The organism is Actinophytocola oryzae, assembly GCF_004364325.1.
Classification (GTDB): domain Bacteria; phylum Actinomycetota; class Actinomycetes; order Mycobacteriales; family Pseudonocardiaceae; genus Actinophytocola; species Actinophytocola oryzae.
In genome coordinates this window covers 652,421-667,502 of record NZ_SOCP01000004.1, presented here as the reverse complement: position 1 = coordinate 667,502, position 15,082 = coordinate 652,421, and the positions used below count along the sequence as shown (strand labels likewise).

The window sequence follows — 15,082 nt, the reverse complement described above, 5'->3', positions numbered from 1 at the left end:
GTCAACCCGCACTACGCATTTCGGACTCTTCGGGTTCACCGGGCACACCGAGCACGTTCAGCGCCGCCTGCAGCAGCACCTCCCGCAGCTCCGCCTCGGCCACGTCGGCCAGACCGTACGTCGCGGAGGTCAGCACCGCGCCGAGCACCTCCATCGCGGCCACCGCACGCAAACGGTCGGCCGTGGTCGGCGCCGGGCCGGCGAGCCAGCCGACGAGCCTGCGCCCCAGCTCGAGCGAGTCCTCCCACAGCGACTTGGCGACCACGGCCACGCCGGCCGGGTCCCGCTGGAAGACCCCGACGATCGCGCGGTTGCGCAGCAGGACGTCGAGGCACCGCTCCACCACGTGCCGCACGTTCGGCGGTGTGTGCGCGAGGCCTCCGGCGTCGTCGCCGATGGCTCGCCAGCCCGTGAGCACCGGCTCGACCACCGCGAGCAGCAACGACTGCTTGGACGAGTAGTGGTAGTACAGAGACGCCTTCGTCAGGCCGACCCGCTCGGCGATCTCCCGCAGGCTCGTCTGCTCGAAGCCCTTGGTGGAGAACAGCTCCAGGGCTACCGCACGAATCGTCTCGCGGGTGTCCCCGTCCATCCGCGTCCTCCTCAGCACTTTCTCAGCCCGCCCACGTTAGCGTTCCGCCAGCTCAACCCCTCACGCGAACTCACCTACCGTGCGGCAGGTAGACTCCGTTCACCCGACTGGGGGACGGTATCTCCACAGGGGGCATCACAAGGGGGAGGAACCATGTTCGAACGACTGGGTCGCCTGGTCGTGCACAATCCGTGGAAGGTCATCGCGGGCTGGGTGCTCGTCTCGATCGCGATCGTGGCCCTCGCGCCGACGCTGTCCGACGTGACGACCAGCGACCAGGCCAACTTCCTTCCTGCGGACTACGAGTCGGTGCAGGCGGGCGACCTCGCGAAGCAGGCCTTCGGCCAGAACAACCAGGCCAGCGCGACGATCGTGGTCAAGCGGCAGGACAACCAGGTGCTGACCGAGGGTGATCGGACCACGATCGCCGACCTCGGAAAAGCACTCGAAGGTGCGAACCTCGATCACGTCGAGCGTGTGGTGACGGGTGACCTGACCCGCTCCCCCAACGAGAAGGTCCAGCTCGTCAGCGTCGCGTTCGAGGGCAAGGGGGACGACCCCGCCCTCGTCGAGGTGGTCAAGGACGTCCGCGCGCAGGCCACCGACGCGACCAAGGGCACCGACCTCGAGTACGCGGTGACCGGTGACGTCGCCATGCTCGCCGACAACGCCAACGCCTTCGACACCGCGCTCCTGATCGTCGGCGCGGCCACCATCGTGCTGATCATCGGCCTGTTGCTGCTCATCTACCGCAGCCCGCTCGCCGCGATCCTGCCGATCTTCACCGTCGGCCTGGTCAGCGCCATCGCGCCGGGGCTGGTCGCGTGGCTCGCACAGGCACTCGACTTCCAGGTCGACCAGTCCGTCCAGATCGTGATGACGATCGTGCTGTACGGCGTCGGCACCGACTACATCGTGTTCCTGCTGTTCCGGTTCCGCGAACGCCTTCGTGCCGGGGACGACCCGAAGACCGCGCTGGTCGCGGCCGTCGCACGGGTCGGCGAGGTCATCGCGTCCGCGGCCGCCGCCATCATCATCGCGTTCATGGCGTTGCTGCTGGCCGTGTTCGGCGCGTTCACCAGCTTCGGACCCGGGCTGTCGATCGCCGTCGCGCTCATGGCCGTCGCGGCGGTCACGCTCATCCCCGCCGTCGTCTCACTGCTCGGCACCAAGGTGTTCTGGCCGTCGAAGTCCTGGCAGCGCGTCCCGAAGGGCTCGACCTTCCAGCGGCTCGGCAAGTTCACCGGTCGCCGCCCTGGCGTCGTGGCGGTCGCGTCCGCCGGGGTGATGGTCGCGCTGGCGCTCGGCATGTTCGGCTTCAACACCGACTACGACCAGACGGGTCAGCTGCCGAGCGACACCGAGTCGGCCCGCGGCCTGGACTACATGCAGATCGGCTTCCCCTCCGGCGCACTCAACCCGACGTCGGTCTACGTGAAGGCGCAGAGCGGACAGCTCGACAAGGACGCGCTCAACTCCTACGCGAAGGAGCTGGACGCGGTGCCGGGTGTCGGCGGCGTGATGCCGGGACCGACCCGCGACCTGGCCACGATCAGCAAGGACGGCACGATCGCCAAGATCGACCTCCTGCTGGACACGAGCCCGTACGCGAACTCGTCGCTCGACCTGGTCGACGGGCAGCTGCGGGACGTGGCGCACGAGCGTGCCCCGGACGGCGCCAAGGCCTACGTCGGCGGCCTGACCTCGGCCTTCGCCGACATCCGGCACGCCAACAACCGCGACCTGTGGGTGATCTTCCCGGTCGCCGGCGTGCTCATCGCGATCGTGCTCGGGCTGATGCTGCGCAGCATCGTCGCGCCGATCTACCTGATGCTGGCCGTGGTGCTCGGCTTCTTCAGCACGATGGGTGCGACGGTGATCGCCTTCCAGGGCATCGGCGGGCGGCCCGGTGTGTCGTTCATGCTGCCGATGCTCGTCTACCTGTTCGTGGTGGCGATCGGCACGGACTACAACATCCTGATGATCGCCAGGTTGCGTGAGGAGGCGAAGCTCGGCAACGACCCGCGCAAGGCCGCCGACCTCGCGGTCGAGCACGGCGGGCCGTCGGTCGGCGCGGCGGGACTCATCCTGGCGGGCACGTTCGCGTCGATGCTGCTGGCCGGCGTGTCGTTCCTGATGGAGATGGGCTTCGCGGTGTCGCTCGGCATCCTGCTGGCGGCGTTCGTGATGTCGATGTTCCTGGTGCCCAGCGTGACGGCGTTGCTCGGCCACGCCGCCTGGTGGCCAGGCCACGGCGACCGGGCGAAGGAGCCCGCCGCGGAACAACCACGCGACCCGGCTCCGGTCGCGTGACCCTCGCGGCGCCCCTCGACGTTTCCCGAGGGGCGCCGCGCTCGTCTCAGGGGGTCCTGGCGACCACGAAGACGCGGCGGAACGGGAACCAGGTCGTGCCGTCGGCGCGCCGCGGGTAGTCGGCTCGCAGCAGGGGCGCCAGCTCGGCGCGGAACCGCTGCCACTCGTCGTCCGGAAGGACGTTGCGGATCGGGCGCAGAGCGGTGCCGGTGACCCACTCCAGCACCGGGTCCTCCCCTGTCAGACGCTGCAGGTACGTGGTCTCCCACGCGTCGACCTCGCAGCCCGCGTCCGACAGGATCGCCGCGTAGCCGCCGGGGTCGAGCACGGCGTCGTCCTCACGCAGCACCAGCGAGGCCAGCCGGTCATGCCACGCGTCCGAGCCGGCCAGCTCACGGGTCCGCAGGTGCGACGGCGCGTCGAAGTTGCCGGGCACCTGGAAGGCCAGCCACGCGCCGTGCGGCAGCTGCTTCACCCAGCGCGCCAGCAGCTCGTCGTGCCCCGGTACCCACTGCAGGACGGCGTTCGACACCACGACGTCCGTGTTCGGCGCGGGCTGCCACTCACGGACGTCCAGCACGGACGCGTCGATCCCCCGCTCACGCGCCGCGGCCACCATCTCCGGCGACGAGTCGGATGCCTCCAACGCCGCGTCCGGCCACCGCTTCGCCAGCGTCTCGGTCAGGTTGCCCGGCCCACAGCCCAGGTCGACGACACGTCGGGGCGCGTCGGCGGAGATCCTGGCGACGAGGTCGAAGAACGGCCGCGAGCGGTGGTCGGTGAACGCGAGGTACTTGGCGGGATCCCACATGACGCGCGCCTCTCATAGCAAACCGTACGTACGTACTGCTTACTTTAGCGCCTCGCGGATCTTCGCGGCCACCTCCGCGGCCAGCGTGCGGACGGAGTCCTGGTCGGTGCCCGGGTCGGCCCGCACCTGCAGCACGATCCCGTCCCGCCCCGGCACCTTGCGCTGCACGAACCACGCCCCGCCTCCGGGCAGGTCCCTGTGGTGGCGCGACCTGATGGAACCGGTCACCCGCTGTTGCACGGTGTGCGGGAGCTTGCCCGGGCTGTCCAGGCCATACCGCTGTGGCCGCCGGTCGGAGATCAGTACCGCGCCGCCGGCCTCGCCGATCTCTTCGGCCTCGGTCACGACCAGCTCGCCGCCGCGCCAGGTCGCCTTGCTGACCAGGTGCCAGCCGATGCGCCGCGGCCCGTCGTCGCTCGGCACCCACAGCCCCAGCGACGTGGCGACGAGGTACCCCCCGGTCCGGCACTCGGCCGCGACGACGACACTCTCGTCGGCGTCGAGCGTCCCGGTAAAACCGGGTGGTGCGCCGTCGCCCGCGATCTTCTCGACAAGCTTGCGAAACACACTCACGACGGCGCCTCGCCTTCTCCTCGCGGGCTCCGAGCGGGCGGCCGCCGGTCGTTCGGTGCCTGGTGGTTCGCTCCGCAAGCTCCGCTCACGAGAACCCCCCGGCGGCCTGCTCGCCGAGCGCCTTGTAGTACTGCTCCAGCGCGACCAGGTCACCCCACAGCGCACGTGCCTCGTCCGGTTCCTCGATCGGCGACAGGCGCTGGAGCCTCGACTTGATGTCCGCGATCTGACCGGCGAGCAGCTGACGCTGCAGCGCTGCCAGCATCCCCGCGGCATACCGGTCGAGCGCGTTCTGCCTGGCCGGGATGGCCTCGACGGCCAGCTCCGTGACCAGCGACCTGACCGTGCCCGACACACAGCACTTGGCCACCGCGTCGACGAGGTCCGCGCCGGCGAGTCCACTGGACGTGCCACCCGCCTGCAGTACTGCCCGGTGCAGCTCGGCGTAGGCCGGGTGGGAGAAGACCTCCTGCGGCAGCGAGTCGTACATCGGCCCGGCGAACGCGGGCTCCTGCAGCGCGAGCTTGATCACCTCGCGCTGGACGTGCAGCTGCGGGTCACGCGGGTTCGGCCGGGCCGGGCCGTCGACATCGACCGCCAGCGCCCCCTGGTTCGGGTCGAGCTGCCTGGCCCTGGCCGCCGGAGCGGGCTTGCCGCCCGCCGACTCACGCACCCGGCGCACGACGGTCAGGGTGTCGTCCCAGCCGATCCACCCGGCGAGCTGACGCGCGTACTCGTCCCGCAGCGAGGAGTCCTTGATCCGCGCCACCATCGGGATGGTCCGCCGCAGTGCCTCGACGCGGCCCTCCGCGTTGTCGAGGTTGTGGCCGCCCAGCTCGGTCTTGATAGCGAACTCGAACAGCGGGCGGCGACGAGCGATGAGGTCGCGGACCGCGGGCTCGCCCTTGGACTGGCGCAGCTCACACGGGTCCTGGCCGTCCGGCGCGACGGCGATGAACGTCTGCGCGGCGAACTTCTGGTCCTCGTCGAACGCCTTGAGCGCGGCCTTCTGCCCGGCCTCGTCACCGTCGAAGGTGAAGATCACCTCGCCGCGGAACGCGTCGTCGTCCATCAGCAGGCGGCGCAGCACGGTGATGTGCTCGGTGCCGAACGCCGTGCCGCAGGACGCGACCGCGGTCGGCACACCGGACGCGTGCATCGCCATGACGTCCGTGTAGCCCTCGACCACCACGACCTGGTGGCGACGGGCGATCTCCCGCTTGGCGAGGTCGAGCCCGAACAGCACCTGCGACTTCTTGTAGATCGGGCTCTCGCTGGTGTTCAGGTACTTGGCCTGGATCTGGTCGTCGTCGTACAGCCGCCGCGCGCCGAACCCGACGACATCGCTGCCGAGATCCCTGATCGGCCACAGGAGCCTTCTGTGGAACCGGTCGATCGGCCCCTGCCTGCCCTCGCGGGACAGCCCGCCCTTGATCAGCTCCTGCAGCTCGAACCCACGCCCCAGCAGGTGCTTGGTGAGCTTGTCCCAGCCCGCGGGGGCGTAGCCGCAGCCGAACTGGAGCGCGGCGGCCTGGTCGAACCCGCGCTCGGCCAGGAACTCACGGGCCGTGAGCGCCTCGGGGGTCGTCAGCTGGTCGGCGTAGAACTCCGCGGCGGCCTTGTGCGCGTCGAGCAGGCGGGTCCTGGTGCCCTTGTCCTTCTGCCTGGTCGGCGCGCCGCCCTCGTAGGTCAGCTGTATGCCACTGCGCTCGGCCAGCCGCTCGACCGCCTCGACGAAGCTCAGGTGGTCGATCTTCATGAGGAACGCGATGACGTCGCCGCCCTCGCCGCAACCGAAGCAGTGGAAGGTGCCGTGGGTCGCACGCACGTTGAACGACGGGGTCTTCTCGTCGTGGAACGGGCACAGGCCCTTCAGCGCACCGCCACCGGCACGGCGCAACGACACGTACTCGCCCACGATGTCGTCGATCCGATTGCGGTCGCGGACCTGCGCGATGTCGCTTTCCCGGATCCGTCCTGCCACGCTGTCCGAGTCTAGGCGTCCGCACCGACAGTAGGATCGGGGGTGTGACCGCCAGCGACGAGGTCCTCGCCAAGGAGTTCTCAACGCACCGCACGCACCTGATCGGAGTCGCATACCGCCTGACCAGCGCGGTCACCGACGCCGAGGACGCGGTGCAGGAGGCGTGGCTGCGCCTTTCCGGTCTGGACGAGGAGAAGCGGGCACAGATCAGGGACCTGCGTGGCTGGCTCACCACGGTCGTCGGCCGCATCTGCCTCGACCGGCTGCGCTCCGCCGTCGAGCGGCGCGAGCGCTACGTCGGGCCATGGCTGCCCGAGCCGATCGTCACCCCGTTCGGCACACCGCCGAGCGACGACCCGCTCGAGACAGTCGTGCGGGACGAGCAGGTCCGCATGGCGGCCATGGTGGTCCTGGACAACCTCACCCCCGAGCAGCGCGTCGCGTTCGTGCTGCACGACGCGTTCTCGGTGCCGTTCGCGGAGATCGCGGGCATCCTCGGCGTGTCCGAGGCGGCCGCACGCCAGCACGCGTCACGCGGCAGGCGCGCGGTGGCCGACGCGGACCCCCCGACCCTCGCCGACCTCGCCGAGCAGAGCGCCATGTTGGAGAAGCTGCTGACGGCGATCACCACGGGTGACCTGAAGGGCGTCGTCGCGTTGCTGCACCCCGAGGTCGTGCTCGTCGGCGACAGCGACGGCAAGGCCCGCACCTCCCGCCACCGCATGGTCGGCGCCGACAAGGTCTCCCGGTTCATCCTGGGCCTCATCGAGCAGTACGGCGTGCACCGCATCGCCCACGGCGTGCCCGCGCTGGTCAACGGCGAGCTGGGCCTCGCGATCCCGCACGTGGAGGCCGAGGACGGCCTGCGGGAGGTCGACCGGCGAGTCACGATGTTCGAGCTGCGTGACGGGCGGATCTGGCGGATCTACGACATGTGCAACCCGGACAAGCTCATGCACCTCGACCGGTGATCTCCGCCTCCGGCAGCCTGCAGGCGTCGCCGGAGCCGAAGCCCTGGTCACGGATGTCGAGCGAGCTGTACATCCTGGCGCGCATGTTCTCCAGGCCGATCTGGTAGGTCAGCTCCAGCACGCCCTCGTCGCCGAACTCCTCGCGCAGCCGCGCCACCTGCTCGTCGGTGACGCTCACCGGGGTGGTGGTCATCGCGTCGGCGTAGGCGACCGCGAGCCGCTCCTGGTCGGTGTAGGTCGGCGAGGTGCGGTAGTCGTCGATGTGCCTGAGCCGCTCGATGTCCAGGCCTGCGTGTTTCTGCAGCATGGTCCCGAAGTCCACGCACCACGAGCAGCCGAGCCGTTGTGCGACGCGGAACACGGCGAGTTCGAGGATGGGCTTGGGCACTGCCTCGTTGGCCTTCTCGGCGGCCAGCTCGTGCCGTGCGGCGGCCATGAACAGCTTGCGGTGGCGGGCGAGCACGGTGAACGGTTCCGGCACCACACCGAAGCGCCGCCTGGCGAACCAGTAGCAGGCGCGGATCAGCGGGCCGGCGTCCTTCGTCGCCACACCAGGGATTCTGGGCATCAGGTCCTCCTCGTTTCACGGTGGGGACGAGGAGGACCTGTCCGACGTGACAACCGCTAGGTGGGGTCCACCACCCGCGCGAGGAAGTACACGACCCCGGTTTCCTTGTGCCGCACCACGAGCAGGAACGGACGGTCCACCCGCACCTCGGTTGGCTCGCCGATCGGCATGGACACCATGCGCATCATGACCGCGGTGGCCGCAGCGCCCTCGAGGCCCTGCTCGTCGAGCTTGAGCACCGACTCGTGCAGTACCGCCTGCACGGCGAGCCGCTCGGACGTGACGCCGCTCAGGTCTGCCGCGTCGGTGAACGCCGTGGTGACGCCGAGCTGGGCCAGCGGCCGCGTCAGGTCGACCTTCGTGCGCACGTCCACCCTGGGCAGCCACAACCGCACTCGCCGGTTGCGTGGTGCGTCGAGCAGGCGGGCCAGCAGGTCCGCGTCCAGGCCGGGCTCCGCGCTCGTGAGGTCGCCGTCGGGCAGCAGCACGACCGCCTCGACGCCACCGGTCGCGGGCAGCCGGACGACCTGCCAGCCGTCAGTGGCCGCGTAGTCGAGCTGCTCGGACAGTGACATCGTCGGCACGTCCCTGACCCCGGTCGGGGTGTGGAACGGTGCGGGCTCGGTGCCCCCGTCGAGGAACCGGTAGCGCCACGCGCACTTCAGGTACAGCGCGTTGACCAGCGCGGCCACCATCTCGGCCGAGATCGCGCCGTCCGGCAGGAGCGACGGGATCAGGCCCCTGGTCGTCTTCTCGACATCCAGGTTGATCAGCTCACGCGTCTGTCCCGGGTCGGTCCGGAAGGGCGCGCCCCTGACCGTGCCGCTCGACCACCGGCCCAGCTCCTCGACGTACGGGGCCAGGATCTCGATCGACTCGTCGGTCCACAGCGTGTTGGCCACGGCGATGACCGGCGCCTCGTCGCCGTCGTTGTGCGGCGCCAGGACACCGGCACGCTTGAGCAACGCGCCGAGATCGCCGATGTCGCCGGTCTTCTCCCCGAGGAGCAGTACGGCCAGCTCGTCGCGGGTCAACCCGCGCGCACCCTGGGCGAGCAGGCCCAGGGCACTCGCGACCGAGAACGGCGACCAGCAGGCGTTGGCGTCGAGTCTTGGGGCCGTGACCCGGTGCAGGTTGAGGGTGAACGCGAGCTGCGTCACCGACGCGGATCCGGCAACGTCACCGCGAACTGCTGCTCAGGCACGGGCATCTCACCCGCGTCCGCCTGGGGCCCCGGCGGCCTGGGGTGCCTGGGCTCGCGCACGCCGGCAGAACCGGCATCGCCGTCGTCGTCGTCCCTCGGGTCGGTCCCCGGTCCCGCGGGCACCTCTTCGCGCTTGGGGCCGCGGAACACACCGCGCCGCCCCCTACCACCTGGCGGCCGGTTCGTTTCGTCAGTCATGCCGCGTCACTTCCTCCCGGGCTCCTTCCCGAGTGTGCCACCTCACTCCTCCGCTGTCCGCCGCCCGACGAGCGCGCGGTACCACCTGACCGCCTGGGCGTCGGTCAGGGACGCCACCTGGTCGATCACCACCCGCAACCGTTCCGCGTCGGTCCCCGCCCGCTTCCACGCGGGGACGAACGCGGGCTCCAGGGCGTCGGGCGCCCACTCGGCCAGCACCGCCACCAGCTCGGCGATCAGCTCGCGCTGCCTGGCCTGGAGCGCGAGACGGCTCGGGTCCTTCATCACGTACCGCAGGGCGACCGCCTTCAGCCACGCGACCTCGGCGGCCACCCGGGGCGGGACGACGAGATCGGCCGCGTACCTGGTCAGCTGGCCGTCGCCGTACTCGCGGCGGGTCCCGGTCACGGCCGCCGACACGAACCTGCCGACCAGTTCGCTGGTCAGCCGCTTCAGCGCGACCTGGGCGCCGAGGGAGCCGTCGTACCCGGCCCCGGTCACCTCGGCGACGACGGGTAATCGCATCAGGTCGGTTGCCGCGTCCTCCAGCGCGGACACGGGCTCCGAGCTGAAGTACTTGGCCGCGAGCTCGGCCAGCGCCGCCCGCTCGACCGGGTCGGCGAGACCGGACATGGAGATTCGCCCTGCGCGAACACCGTCCTCGACGTCGTGGACGGAGTAGGCGAGGTCGTCCGCCCAGTCCATGATCTGTGCCTCCAGACAGCGGGCATCCGGCGGCGCGCCCTCGCGGAGCCAGTCGAACACGTGCAGGTCGTCCTCGTAGGCGCCGAACTTGTCGGTGCCCGCCCTTCGCGCCCAGGGGTACTTGGTGGTGGCGTCGAGCGAGGCGCGGGTGAGGTTGAGGCCGTGGTCGTCGATCTTGGGTTCGAGGCGGGTGAGGATTCGCAGGGTCTGCGCGTTGCCCTCGAAACCGCCGCAGGCCCTGGCGGCCTCGGCGAGGGCGCGCTCGCCGTTGTGGCCGAAGGGCGGGTGGCCGATGTCGTGGGCGAGGCCCGCGGTGTCGACGACGTCCGGGTCGCAGCCCAGCTCCTCGGCGATGTTGCCGCCGATCTGCGCCACCTCGAGCGAGTGGGTGAGCCTGGTGCGGGGCACACCGCTGACCTCGGAGCCCTCGCCGGGCCCGACGACCTGTGTCTTCCCGGCGAGACGGCGAAGCGCGGCCGAGTGCAGCACCCTGGCGCGGTCACGCGCGAAGGCACTGCGCCGCGACGGCCACGCGTCGGACAGCAGGGCGCTCTTGTCCTGCTCGGCGACCAGACGCGCCGTGTCGTGGTCGCCGTATCCGGAGATCATGCCCGGGAGGCTACTTGTCGGCACCGACATCGCCGGCTTCGTCGGCCGGTGCCCTGGTCGCGTGGTAGTAGAGCAGCGCGGCCGTCTCGTACAGGATGTAGCGGACCTGGGTCTGGCGGGTCTGGACGATCGGTCCGCTGTGGGTCGGCGAGGTCCACGCGTCGAGGCCGAGGTCCGAGGCCATGGTCCTGGCCCGCAGCGAGTGCCACGGGTCGCTCACGATGACCGCGGTCTGCCAGCCGCGACCGTGGATGCGGTCGGCGGCGGCCCTGAGGCTGCCGAGCGTGTCGTTGCCCTCCTCGACCGGGATGACCCGGTTCTCGGGCACGCCGTGCTCGGTGAGCCAGCGGTCGCCCGCGCTCGCCTCGGTGTACGTGTCACCAGGACGGTTGCCGCCGGTCGTGACGATGTAGGGCGCCACGCCCTCGTCGAAGAGGTTCATGGCGTGCCGAAGCCGGGCCTCGAGCACCTGCGACGGCGTGCCGTCGTACTGGGCGGCGCCGAGCACGAGCACGACGTCGGCGGTGGTCCGGTCGTCGTCACGCGCGACCGCCCACACCCGGAACCCGGTGCCGCCGACGACCAGCGCGCCGACCAGGAACACACCGAGCACCGAGCGACGCACGAAACGAAGCACCGGACTCGGGTGTTCTCGACTCACTGGACCCATCCTTCCAGAAACGGACGAAGAGGCGGCGGATGCTACCCGCACACCCCGATTTCTCCTGCCTTTCACGATGCCGCTGACCGGGGGTTATCCACAGCCGCTCCAGTTGTCCACATGTTGATCTTCAATGCGCGCAACGAATGCTCGGGCGGGGTTTGCTTGCGGCATGACGAACGACCGCGCATTGCTCAACATCGACGCGATCCCGTCCGTGTTCGACCATCTCGTCGCACCGGTCCGGGAGTTGCACGCTCTGGGCATCTCCACACATGCGATCTACGAACGCTGCCGGCCCGGCGGCCCGTGGCAACGCATCGAACCGAACCTGGTGCTGCTGACGGACGTGCCACCCAACAGGACACAACGCATCCACGCCGCGCTGAAGGTGGCGGGCGAGGGAGCGGTGCTGACCGGTGTGGACGCCCTGAAGCTGCACGGCATGAGCGGCTGCCGCCTCGAGTCGGGGATCCACATCCTGATCCCCGCGCGCTGCCGACAACCCGGGCTGGTGGACGGTGCCTTCTTCGACCGGACCCGCCAGCTTCCGGAACCACTGCACATCAAGGGCTTCCCGGTGGCCCCGCTGCCCAGGGCCACAGTGGACACGGTCCGCAGGACCCAACGCGGCGACCTCGTCGAGGACGTCCTGGCGGAGACCATCTACAAGGGAAAGGTGACGCCTGCGACCCTGCGCGACGAGCTGGACCGGGTGGGCGGCGCGGGCCTGACCCTGCCACGCAGGAAGCTGGCCGAAATCGACGACAAGGTCCGCTCGATGGCTCAGGGCTGGGCCAAGCGCCTGGTGCAGCAGGCGGGCCTACCGACCCCGAAGTGGCGAGTCCCGATCGTGTCGCCCAACGGCACCCACGTGGCGACGGCGGACGCCTGGTGGGAGGACGTGGCCCTGGCGTGGGAGGTCGACTCGTACGCCTTCGACCTGTCCCCCACCGACGCGACGGCGGCCCTCACCAGGGCGGCACGCCTGACGGCCAGCGGTGTGCTGGTGGTGCACACGACCCCGTCCCAACTGAAGGAAGAACCGGCCAAGGTGGCCGACCTGCTGCGCGGCGCCTACGAGAAGGCGAAGGCCCGCCCGAGACCGGAGGTACGAGCCCGATGCCAGAAGAAGCCGAAGCCCCGACCCACACCGCCGCGTCAACCCGCCTGAGAGCCCTGCGTGCCCAGCTGACCGAGGAGCCCCGACCGTTGAGTGAACGCCTGATCAAACGCCTGACCACAGAGGACCGCGGCCCGCGGCCCCTCCCACGTCCCGACACCCCTGACTTCGTCCCACCCTGACGACCCCGGTCCAGTGTGGTCGATGCCATCCGAGTGCACCCCGCTCGACCCGGCCGTCGTTCCGGAACCCCGGGTACGTGGACCTCGGCCGTCGTAGAGTGCGGGCCATGCTCGGCAGGGGGACGCAGTTCACGACCATTCGAGTGCCTGCCACGGCAGCTGGGCCTGAGCTGGTCCTGAGGCCGTGGGTGGCCGAGGACGCCGCCGCACTCGTCGACGTCTACCGGGATCCCGCGATCCGCCACTGGATCCGGGTCGCGGTACGGGACGTGGACCAGGCAGCCGCGTGGGTGGCGGCCCAGCAGGAGGGTTGGCGGACCGGCGAGCGGCTGTGCTTCGCCGTGCTCGACGGAACCGAGCTGGTCGCGTGCGTGGTCCTGAAGAAACCACGCACCAGGCCGGAGGTCGGCTACTGGACAGCGGCGGCGGCCCGAGGCCGGGGCGTCGCGTCACGGGCGGTCGACGCCCTCTCGACGTGGGCCTTCGCGACCTTTCGTGCCACCCGGCTGGAACTACGCCACCAGGTCGACAACCTGGCGTCGTGCCGAGTGGCACAGAAAACCGGCTTCGACCTGCACTCGACCATCCTCGCCGCGGCCCCGTACCCCCTCGACGGCCACCTGCACGTCCGACACGCACCCGCCTGACCCGCGCCGCGCAAGTGGCCTGGCCGGAGTCGAAGCCATCTCCCTGGGCGAAGAGGGCTCGGCCGGCGCCGTTGGACTGAACCCAAGGTCCACCTGCCTTAACACAGTCCTTGCTCGACGTCTGCCCTGAACGCGACGAACACGGGCCTCGGCAGGCTCACCCGGCGGAACAGCCGTCCACCTTCCCGCGGCCGGTCACAGCCAGCCGCGGTCCTCGGCCACCCGGGCGGCCTCGGCCCGGGTGCGTGCGCCGGTCTTGCCGATCGCCGAGGACAGGTGGTTGCGGACCGTCCCCTGGGACAGCGACAGGAGGCGGGCGATGTCGGCGATGGTGCCGCCGGAGCTGGCCACCCGGAGGACGTCCCGCTCCCGGTCGGTCAGCGGGCTCTGCCCCGTGGCCAGGGACTCGGCCGCCAGGGCCGGGTCGACGACGCGCAACCCCGCGTACACCCGGCGGACGGCGTCGACCAGCTGTTCCGGCGGCGCGTCCTTGACCACGAACCCGACCGCCCCCGCGGCCATGGCCCGGCTCAGGTAGCCGGGCCGGCCGAACGTCGTACACACCACGATCCGACAGAAAGGAAGTTCCCGATGAAGATCCGCGGCAGCCGTGATGCCGTCCTTGCCCGGCATCTGGACGTCGAGGAGCGCCACGTCCGGCGACGACGCGCGGGCGGCGGGCACCACCTCGTCTCCCGACGACACCTGCGCCACGACCTCGATGTCCGGCTCCAGACCGAGCATCGCGGCCAACGCGCCCCGGACCAGCGCCTGGTCGTCGGCCAGCATCACCTTGATCACGCGGTCACCGCCGCGGGCACCGACGCCCGGACGACGAACCCTCCCGAGGGATCCGGTCCTGCCGACAGGGAGCCGCCCACCTTGGCGAGCCGTTCCGAGAGGCCGGACAGGCCATGACCGGAACCACACTCACCCTTGGGTGTCCCGTCGTCGCGGACCTCGATCCACGAGCCGCCGAGGCGCACCTCGACGCGTCGCGCGTCGGAGTGCCTGATCACGTTCGTCACGCCCTCGCGCAGCACGTACGCGAACGGCTCCTGCAGCTCTGCGGGCACGTTGTCGACCGCGTGCGGCAGGTCGGCCGCTATCTCCGCCGCCTGCAGCGCGGCCCTGGCGCCGACGAGCTCGGCCGGGAGCGACGCCTTGCGGTACCCGGAGACCGTGGAACGCACCTCGGAGAGCGCGGTGCGCGAGAGGTTCTCGACGTCCCTCAGCTCGGCGATGGCCTGGTCGCGGTTGCCGGAGCTCTCGAGGATCCGCCTGGCCAAGCCCGCCTTGACGGTGATCGTGGTGAGGCTGTGGCCGAGCACGTCGTGCAGGTCCCTCGCCATCCTGGCCCGCTCCTCGGCGACCGCGAGCGCCCCGATCTCGTCGCGGGCGGCCCGCAGCTCCGCGTTGGCCAGGATCACCTGCCGGGTGCCGAACATGGCGATGGTGAGCACCACGAGGATCGACGCGGAGTTCCAATCCGGGGCACCCTCCTCGATCGCGGTGCCGATCAGCAGGGACGCGGTGATCCCGAGGCCGAGGATCAGCCCGACGAACGGCGGCAGCTGCATGAGTGCCACGGAGATCACGTACGTCATGAAGACGAGGTCGTCGGGTCCGAGGAGCACCGCGAGCACGACACCGCAGGTGAACATCCCGGCGACCGCCGCGATCCGCATCCGCCGCCCGTACCAGGGCATGCGCACGAGCACCAGCACGTAGATGGCGGCGTACACCGCCACGGTCACGACCACGGCGACCCGCACACCCCCGGAGTGCGGCTCGCTGTAGACCTGGCTGAGGGGGTCCACCAGGTAGATCAGGAACAGGCTGGTGAGCACGGTGCCCGCGATGCGTCCCGTGCGGTCGGGTGGCCCTGCCGGTTCGTCCGGCCAGGACCACCCGTTCTTCTTCCGCTTCTCGGCCACGATC

General features: G+C 70.6%; 15 protein-coding genes. 4 read left to right on the top strand and 11 right to left on the bottom strand.

Features of this window, described 5'->3' with window-relative positions:
• Position 1: 1 nt before the first annotated feature.
• Positions 2-592, bottom strand: a complete 591-nt coding sequence (locus CLV71_RS14105) for a TetR/AcrR family transcriptional regulator (RefSeq protein ID WP_133903139.1) — start codon at positions 590-592, stop codon at positions 2-4.
• A gap of 153 nt (positions 593-745) precedes the next feature.
• Between CLV71_RS14105 and CLV71_RS14100 the strand changes: the two genes are divergently transcribed.
• Positions 746-2,905 carry an MMPL family transporter gene (locus tag CLV71_RS14100; protein ID WP_133903138.1) on the top strand — a complete coding sequence of 720 codons (2,160 nt, stop codon included), beginning with the start codon at positions 746-748 and terminating at the stop codon, positions 2,903-2,905.
• A gap of 46 nt (positions 2,906-2,951) precedes the next feature.
• On the opposite strand, the gene CLV71_RS14095 is transcribed toward CLV71_RS14100, so the two are convergent.
• The 3 genes from CLV71_RS14095 to dnaG all read right to left on the bottom strand — a co-directional run bounded on the left by CLV71_RS14095 (position 2,952) and on the right by dnaG (position 6,273).
• Positions 2,952-3,716: a trans-aconitate 2-methyltransferase gene (locus CLV71_RS14095; protein ID WP_133903137.1), complete on the bottom strand. Its 765-nt coding sequence runs from the start codon at positions 3,714-3,716 to the stop codon at positions 2,952-2,954.
• A gap of 39 nt (positions 3,717-3,755) precedes the next feature.
• Positions 3,756-4,289: a hypothetical protein gene (locus tag CLV71_RS14090; RefSeq protein ID WP_133903136.1), complete on the bottom strand. Its 534-nt coding sequence runs from the start codon at positions 4,287-4,289 to the stop codon at positions 3,756-3,758.
• Positions 4,290-4,374: 85 nt separating this feature from the next.
• Positions 4,375-6,273: a DNA primase gene (gene dnaG / locus CLV71_RS14085; RefSeq protein WP_133903135.1), complete on the bottom strand. Its 1,899-nt coding sequence runs from the start codon at positions 6,271-6,273 to the stop codon at positions 4,375-4,377.
• A 35-nt stretch (positions 6,274-6,308) separates the two neighbouring features.
• On the opposite strand from dnaG, the gene CLV71_RS14080 reads away from it, so the two are divergent.
• Entirely contained in the window at positions 6,309-7,244 is a 936-nt protein-coding gene (locus CLV71_RS14080) for a sigma-70 family RNA polymerase sigma factor (protein WP_133903134.1), read from the top strand.
• Here the strand turns inward: CLV71_RS14080 and CLV71_RS14075 are convergent.
• From CLV71_RS14075 to CLV71_RS14055, 5 genes are read right to left on the bottom strand one after another with little or no spacing between them, the layout of a single operon-like run.
• Positions 7,225-7,812: a carboxymuconolactone decarboxylase family protein gene (locus CLV71_RS14075; protein WP_133903133.1), complete on the bottom strand. Its 588-nt coding sequence runs from the start codon at positions 7,810-7,812 to the stop codon at positions 7,225-7,227. The two genes, CLV71_RS14080 and CLV71_RS14075, sit on opposite strands and share 20 nt — an antisense overlap.
• 56 nt (positions 7,813-7,868) lie before the next feature.
• On the bottom strand, positions 7,869-8,972 hold the full coding sequence (locus tag CLV71_RS14070) for a serpin family protein (protein ID WP_133903132.1): 1,104 nt from the start codon (positions 8,970-8,972) through the stop codon (positions 7,869-7,871).
• Complete coding sequence (locus CLV71_RS14065; RefSeq protein ID WP_133903131.1) at positions 8,969-9,214, bottom strand: hypothetical protein; 246 nt, start codon at positions 9,212-9,214, stop codon at positions 8,969-8,971. Before CLV71_RS14065 ends, CLV71_RS14070 begins: the two co-directional genes overlap by 4 nt.
• 42 nt (positions 9,215-9,256) lie before the next feature.
• On the bottom strand, positions 9,257-10,528 hold the full coding sequence (locus CLV71_RS14060; RefSeq protein WP_133903130.1) for a deoxyguanosinetriphosphate triphosphohydrolase: 1,272 nt from the start codon (positions 10,526-10,528) through the stop codon (positions 9,257-9,259).
• 10 nt (positions 10,529-10,538) lie between these two features.
• Positions 10,539-11,189 (bottom strand): YdcF family protein, encoded by a 651-nt coding sequence (locus CLV71_RS14055; RefSeq protein ID WP_243866430.1) that lies wholly within the window; start codon positions 11,187-11,189, stop codon positions 10,539-10,541.
• Positions 11,190-11,361: 172 nt separating this feature from the next.
• On the opposite strand from CLV71_RS14055, the gene CLV71_RS14050 reads away from it, so the two are divergent.
• Both CLV71_RS14050 and CLV71_RS14045 read left to right on the top strand, forming a co-directional pair.
• Positions 11,362-12,363, top strand: coding sequence for a hypothetical protein (locus CLV71_RS14050; protein WP_133903128.1), 1,002 nt, complete (start codon positions 11,362-11,364; stop codon positions 12,361-12,363).
• 238 nt (positions 12,364-12,601) lie between these two features.
• On the top strand, positions 12,602-13,141 hold the full coding sequence (locus CLV71_RS14045; RefSeq protein ID WP_133903127.1) for a GNAT family N-acetyltransferase: 540 nt from the start codon (positions 12,602-12,604) through the stop codon (positions 13,139-13,141).
• A gap of 195 nt (positions 13,142-13,336) precedes the next feature.
• Here the strand turns inward: CLV71_RS14045 and CLV71_RS14040 are convergent, their stop codons facing one another.
• Both CLV71_RS14040 and CLV71_RS14035 read right to left on the bottom strand, forming a co-directional pair.
• The gene (locus CLV71_RS14040; protein ID WP_133903126.1) at positions 13,337-13,942 is read right to left on the bottom strand and encodes a response regulator transcription factor; all 606 of its coding nucleotides are present in this window, start codon (positions 13,940-13,942) and stop codon (positions 13,337-13,339) included.
• Positions 13,939-15,078: a sensor histidine kinase gene (locus tag CLV71_RS14035; protein WP_243866428.1), complete on the bottom strand. Its 1,140-nt coding sequence runs from the start codon at positions 15,076-15,078 to the stop codon at positions 13,939-13,941. The genes CLV71_RS14040 and CLV71_RS14035 overlap by 4 nt, the downstream gene beginning before the upstream one ends.
• Between the last annotated feature and the right edge of the window lie 4 nt (positions 15,079-15,082).